Below are 5,732 nucleotides of genomic sequence, written 5' to 3'. Positions count from 1 at the left end.
CTTTTTGGTGTCAATACCTACACCTCACTCCCTCTCGCCTTGACCGCTAATCTTATCACTACAGTATTTTACCTTTTTCTTCGTACCGACAAACTGGAATTTACATTATGCTCACAACATTAGTTATTTCTTGCTGTCTGGTTTTCATTTTTCTCCAACTTACAAATCCGTATATATCATTAGCAAAGAACGCAATAAAACATACTACCACCGAAACATATCTAATATCATACAGACTTGCCAATATCCATAATATAATCAAAACAATATCATTGGCAGCGTATGCCAATGCAAAATACGGACTTCTCCTAAAGGTAAGGTATACTGCAAGAAAACTTGTTGTTACCGATATAGTGCTCGGGATGATGTTAGCTGTATTAAAACACTTCAAAATCAAATAGAATAGAAATGTAACAACAAATGTCACAATCCACATACAGACATTTTCTCTTTTTCCAATGCTATTAACTTTAACCTCCGCTTTGTTTCCGTTATACGGATTCTTCAGCCATGATATTAAGGCAAAAATTGCCATCGGCATTGTCATTCCAAGATATGTAATCATCTCCCCATAATACGAAAAGGTATATGAAATAATCCCATACAGCAAACTGAATACAACCATAAGTAATTGTCCAAACGGATTTCCCTTTGCGTTAAATATCAAAGATGTTACTCCTATTAGCGATGCACACAAAGTCATATAATTTATTCTGTCAAAAACACAGAATGAAATTATAATAACCATTACAGAAGAACTCCACAAAACAATTTCACTTTTTGAAAAATAGTCCTTAAACTCTTTCATAATAACCTCCAAAAAAATAAGCATCCGAATATACATCTTCAAAGACCTAACGATGTACAGTCGAATGCTTTACGCATCTACTACCCGGTGGCAGTGCTTATTCTTTATCAACTTTTTTCATTTTAACCAGTTCAATTGCTTCTTTACCAGTCAGGTGTTCAATTGTCATTTCAATGATTGCCATGTTTCTGATAGAAGAATCAATTTCTTTAGGAATTCCATCTTTGTAATCTGCTGAATATTTCATAAAAAGCAAGGTTGCAATACGACGCATTTCATTCATATCTTCTACAAGATGTACTTTACCGAACGCAATGACGCTTCTGAAATATGTAGTATATTTCTCCGGCACAATATGATCTTGATCAATTACGCAAAAAGATGCTTTTTCATGTTTAATAATTGCATCAATTTTGTGTCCGCTTTTAGCAGAATGGAAATACAGTTTTCCATCTATATAAACATAGCTTATAGGAACGGCGTATGGATAATCATTATCTCCGATTAACGCTAAAGTTCCGCTTGTATTTCTGTTCAAAATTTCTATAGCGGTTTCTTGTGGCAATAACTGCTTAAATCTTCTCATTTCTCTAAACATGGTTCTTCTCCTTTTAATGTTATAAAAGAAAAAGCATTTGAATGCACATCTTCAAAGACCTAACGATGTACAAACAAATGCTTTACGCATTCACTACCCGTTGGCAGTTTTTATTCTATATTAACATTATCTATTATAATAAATAACACCTCAAAAAACAATAGAAAATTCTAATTTATCACTCTTTTTTACTTTCCAAACAAGCTATATGCCAGCATAAGAAACACTAAAATATTGCAGACCATACCGCCCCAAAACAGGTACAACTTCAAGCCCTCATATCTGAAAAAGCTGTTCTTACTTTCCTCCAGCTCCCGGATCTTCTGCTTCATCACGCTCGTAAGTGTATCAGACTGCTTCTCAAGAAGCTTTGTAGCCCTCTGTATAGCCTCTATATTCGCCTGTAACGCCTTTCTAACCTCTTGGACGGTGTTTTCCTTAACCTCATCTTTCAAGCTCCCAACCTCGTCCGATATAGCGTCTTGAAGCAACTCGTTGCTGTTCTTCAGCAGCTCTACGCTCTGCTTCAGCTCGCTGATGAGCTTCCTGTTCTGCTCTGCGTCTCTCTGCCTGTTCTGCTCTGCCCTTACTTGTTCTTGATTTGACTGCTTCATCAATTCCTCGCAGTTCTCGCTCGACATCGCCAACGCTTCTTTGAGCAGACTGTTTTCCAGCTCTGTCCGGCTCTGTCGGTTTAACTCTTGAAGCTGCTCTCTTGGACTGCTCTGCTTCTGCTGTTCGTGCATTTCTCTCAAACTCATGCTCCATGCTCTCCTTTCCGAAATCCATATTGTAGTATTTTTCCAGCTTGTTATCTCTGATTTTACAAGCCTTTTCTCCTGCCTGTTCCCTGGCTAAGTCGGTATATGTGATGTACTTATGGCTGTCCTGCCAGTCCACTCCGTACCCTCTTTCATTCATCAGCCGGATAAATGTTTCCCGGCTGGTCGCTGTTTCCTTACAATCCAGCACCGCAAGGGCAATATCCTGCACATAGCTTTTGACCTTTCCCTGCTCTGCCTGTTTCAAAAGCTGGTAGGTGTCTTTGCTCCATGCCACCGTTTCTTCCCGTACTTCTCCAGCAAATGTCTTTCCTTTCTCCGGCACATGCAAGCCCTGTTCCCGGCTCTGCTCGTTGCACCGTTCCTTTAAGTCTTTAAGGTCGTGCTTACTCCATTGGAGCTTATGACCGTTCTCATAATTTACGGAATTAACAATAAAGTGCGTGTGTATATGCCCCTTGTCTATATGCGTGGCTATCAGAACTTCATGCCCTTTCCATGCCTTTGTATGCTCTGCCAGCTCGACAGCGTTCTTGTGAGCCTGCTCCGGGGTTATTTTCTCGTCCTCATGGTAGGATTGCACATAATGCTTATAGGTTCTTCCATCCGTCTTGCCCCACAGCTCCTTTGTGGCTTGCATTTCTTCCTTGACCGTCTCCGGCTCACAATGCAGACCGCTGACAAGCTTCTCCTCTGTCTTTTCTTTTTTTGTCACATAATCTATGGCGTGCCCTATGCCCGCCTTTGAAGATACCGCCTTAATGACTGCCATACTTTGTTCAGCTCCTCTCCATGCTTCCGCACTTCCGCTTCACTCGGCAACATTCCCCCCTCATTACACCGCTTTGCTATCTGGTTGAGGTTGTTCCCTATCCGTTTCAGTTCCGGGATAAGTTCCTTGATACCGTCCGTATTCACGATTTGCTTCTCCAGCACACAGGAAAGGATATATTCCTGCTGGTTCTTTCCACTCTCTGAAATCTTCTCCTGTAGCTGCTGGTATTCTTCTTCACTTACCCGGAATGATAGCTGCTTTGGTCTTGTCTTGTTCATACCCTTACCACTCCATATCCATGACATCAAGTAGGTCAAAGAAACGCTCCAGCGTCTTATTTTCCTTTTCTGCCGGATTCTGTTTTACATATTTATCAATTACTTTCATCAGCTCCTGCACCTCGTATCTGTACTCAAACTGAATTTTATCCATATCTTTTTTCATGCCTTTGACCTCTCTTTCTTCGGTGCTACCACCGTCACACTATGAGCCTTTCGGCTCTCTGAAAAGGGGGATTGAAGGGGGGCTTGCCACCCTCACAAGTTCTAAAGTGGTAACACTTTAGGGAACTTGCAATATATCCGCTACACATATTATAGCATGATATAAACTCTATATCAAGCGGATATATTCGTGCGTATATTCTGCCAAGAATATAGTGGAGCTTACTTCCTCTTGGGCGACTTTGGAAGTGTAGGAGGAAGACAGTCAAGGGCTTGTTTTTTATCTGCAGTATGAGCTTCGGCTTGCCGATCAGCGAGTACAGCAGATAAAAAATGGTCGCAGACCACCCTTTACTTTCTTCCGCCGGAACGGACAATGAAGCACAGGGGGGGAAGTAAAGGAACGGACGGACAGCCGTTTTCCCCTCCGGCATTATAGCCAACAAAAAAGAGTATCAAGGGTAAACGCTGCGGTCTATGACCGCCCTTGACACTCTTTTCCTTATGGCTTTGATAATAAACAAGGGGAAATGGCTTCTTGTGGCATTTCTGCCACTATGGTATAATGGGCGACGCTACCACCCCTATACAGGTACAGAAAGGGGGTGTGCCACCATGAGTATATTTTCGTCTTTCTTACTCTCTGTCTTGGCAAGTGTAGTCGCCTACTACATCTGCAAATGGCTGGACGGAGATAAATAGGCGGTAGCCAGCCTAAGGCATAAGCCACCTTGCCACAACGGAATAGAAAAGCCCCGGAGGTCGCAACTCCGGGGCTTTTTGCGTGCCACAATGAGCACTTTCGTCTTTCTTGCCTATTGGCATTATAGCATATGCCTTTCGGCATTTCAAGTATGCCCTACTTCCACCACTTATAAACCGTATGCTTTGCAAGTCCTGTCTCTCGAATGCAGTCCGCTTTCTTTCCTGCCGGGTGGCTCTCCTGCCATTCTCTGACTGTCCGCTCTGCTGTTGGTCTGCCCTCTTTTACTACTTCGCCTATAACTTTCATATCCTCTTTTTTTCGCCTTGCAAGATATAAATGAGCCTCTTGTTTTCTGTAATTTCGCTTATTTGCTGGTATCGTAACCTTTGTGTTGTCCTCTATCCATTCCCGGCTTGCTATCGTTGACAACCTTTTTCTGTCCCCTTTCAATGCCCGGAGAGCGTCTTTCACATCTGCCCGGCTGAAATGGTTGTCCTCGTCCTCGGTAAGGCTCTCTAAATGGTCCAAGAACGCATAGGCGTCTCTCCGTATCTTCTGCTCGGATATGCCACACTTCAAGCCATAAGAGCACAACGCCATAATAGAAAAGTAACGCCCTCCGGCTTTCACTTCCTCGGTTATTTTCCGTTTCCACCACTCATATAAAGCTTCGTTACATACCCACGTACCGCCCTGCTTCTTACTTTTCTGCTTCGGCTCTCCCTGCACGATCCGCTTCTCATACCATTCCGGGTACAGCTCCTTTGCTTCTTCCAGCGTAACGGTACTTTTTCTTCTCGGCTTCTCGTACAACGGAGCAAGGTCTACCTTACAGCTCGGTATGCTGGCTTTTATGTCCTCCAGCGTGTAACGGTTCTCTGACAGCTTATAGGCTTTTACTGGGAAATCTGCACCCAGCTTCGACTGACTCCCCACACACCGGAAACCTTGATAAATTCCGGTTATATCCGGGCTGTCCGGACGGATAGAGCTGGTATCATTCCATAGCCGCCGGATAAAGGCTTCTTTCAGCTCCGCAAGCACTTCTTCCCGGTTTCGATACAACTGAACCGGCTCCTGCAAGAAATAGTAAAGATGTACCCCCTTGCCGGAGCTGACAAGATAAGTCGGACGAAGCTGCACACCATTCCCAAACTGCTTCAACAGGTTCTTTAACTGCTGTTTGCCTACATAATCCACATCCACCGCCACCGCAAACAGCTCATGAGCGTTCTCTTTCGTGTGTGACTTCCCGTAAAAACTAATAGGCGGTATCAGCCCAAACCTATCTCCTATGACCTTATCCAGCATTTTCAGACTATCATCAATTACCCACTGCCGGGTTCTTCCTTTGCCGGACGGTCTAATCTGTGTCGCTATAATATTACCTTTTCCGTCCCCCGGCTCTTGCTGCAGACTACCAGTCGGAAACAACTCTCGATAGAAATCATGAGGACTTACTTCCGGGTATCCCCTCTCCAGCATAAGAGCTTCTTTCTCCCGATAAGCAGACTTCCACTCATACCCTCTTTTATCTCTCCTTTTGGTGTATTTTGCCATAGTCTTTTACACCTCACTCCCTCTCGCCTTGACCGCTAATCTTATCAATAGGTTTTTGCA

7 protein-coding genes are annotated in these 5,732 nt (G+C 43.5%); all 7 read right to left on the bottom strand.

All coding sequences use genetic code 11. From position 1 onward, the window contains the following. Window positions 1–100: 100 nt before the first annotated feature. Window positions 101–808 carry a nicotinamide riboside transporter PnuC gene (gene pnuC, locus DXA36_RS32345; protein ID WP_199484358.1) on the bottom strand — a complete coding sequence of 236 codons (708 nt, stop codon included), beginning with the start codon at window positions 806–808 and terminating at the stop codon, window positions 101–103. Between the two features lie 97 nt (window positions 809–905). Further along, window positions 906–1,406, bottom strand: coding sequence for a pyridoxamine 5'-phosphate oxidase family protein (locus DXA36_RS32340; RefSeq protein WP_118288100.1), 501 nt, complete (start codon window positions 1,404–1,406; stop codon window positions 906–908). Between the two features lie 188 nt (window positions 1,407–1,594). After that, complete coding sequence (locus DXA36_RS32335) at window positions 1,595–1,861, bottom strand: hypothetical protein (protein WP_071143404.1); 267 nt, start codon at window positions 1,859–1,861, stop codon at window positions 1,595–1,597. Continuing rightward, entirely contained in the window at window positions 1,851–2,960 is a 1,110-nt protein-coding gene (locus DXA36_RS32330) for a relaxase/mobilization nuclease domain-containing protein (protein WP_118683612.1), read from the bottom strand. The genes DXA36_RS32335 and DXA36_RS32330 overlap by 11 nt, the downstream gene beginning before the upstream one ends. Beyond that, a complete protein-coding gene (locus DXA36_RS32325; protein WP_009256578.1) occupies window positions 2,921–3,241 on the bottom strand; it encodes a MobC family plasmid mobilization relaxosome protein in 321 nt (106 codons plus the stop codon). The genes DXA36_RS32330 and DXA36_RS32325 overlap by 40 nt, the downstream gene beginning before the upstream one ends. Before the next feature lie 4 nt (window positions 3,242–3,245). Continuing rightward, complete coding sequence (locus DXA36_RS33255) at window positions 3,246–3,407, bottom strand: hypothetical protein (RefSeq protein ID WP_007885225.1); 162 nt, start codon at window positions 3,405–3,407, stop codon at window positions 3,246–3,248. 858 nt (window positions 3,408–4,265) lie between these two features. Then, window positions 4,266–5,672, bottom strand: a complete 1,407-nt coding sequence (locus DXA36_RS32310) for a repa (RefSeq protein WP_118683611.1) — start codon at window positions 5,670–5,672, stop codon at window positions 4,266–4,268. Window positions 5,673–5,732 lie beyond the last annotated feature (60 nt).

Origin of the sequence: Eisenbergiella sp. OF01-20 (genome assembly GCF_003478085.1) — a bacterium.
Taxonomy (GTDB): Bacteria; Bacillota; Clostridia; order Lachnospirales; family Lachnospiraceae; genus Eisenbergiella.
Note: the sequence above shows the minus strand (reverse complement) of the source record. Positions and strands in the feature narration are given on the sequence as shown.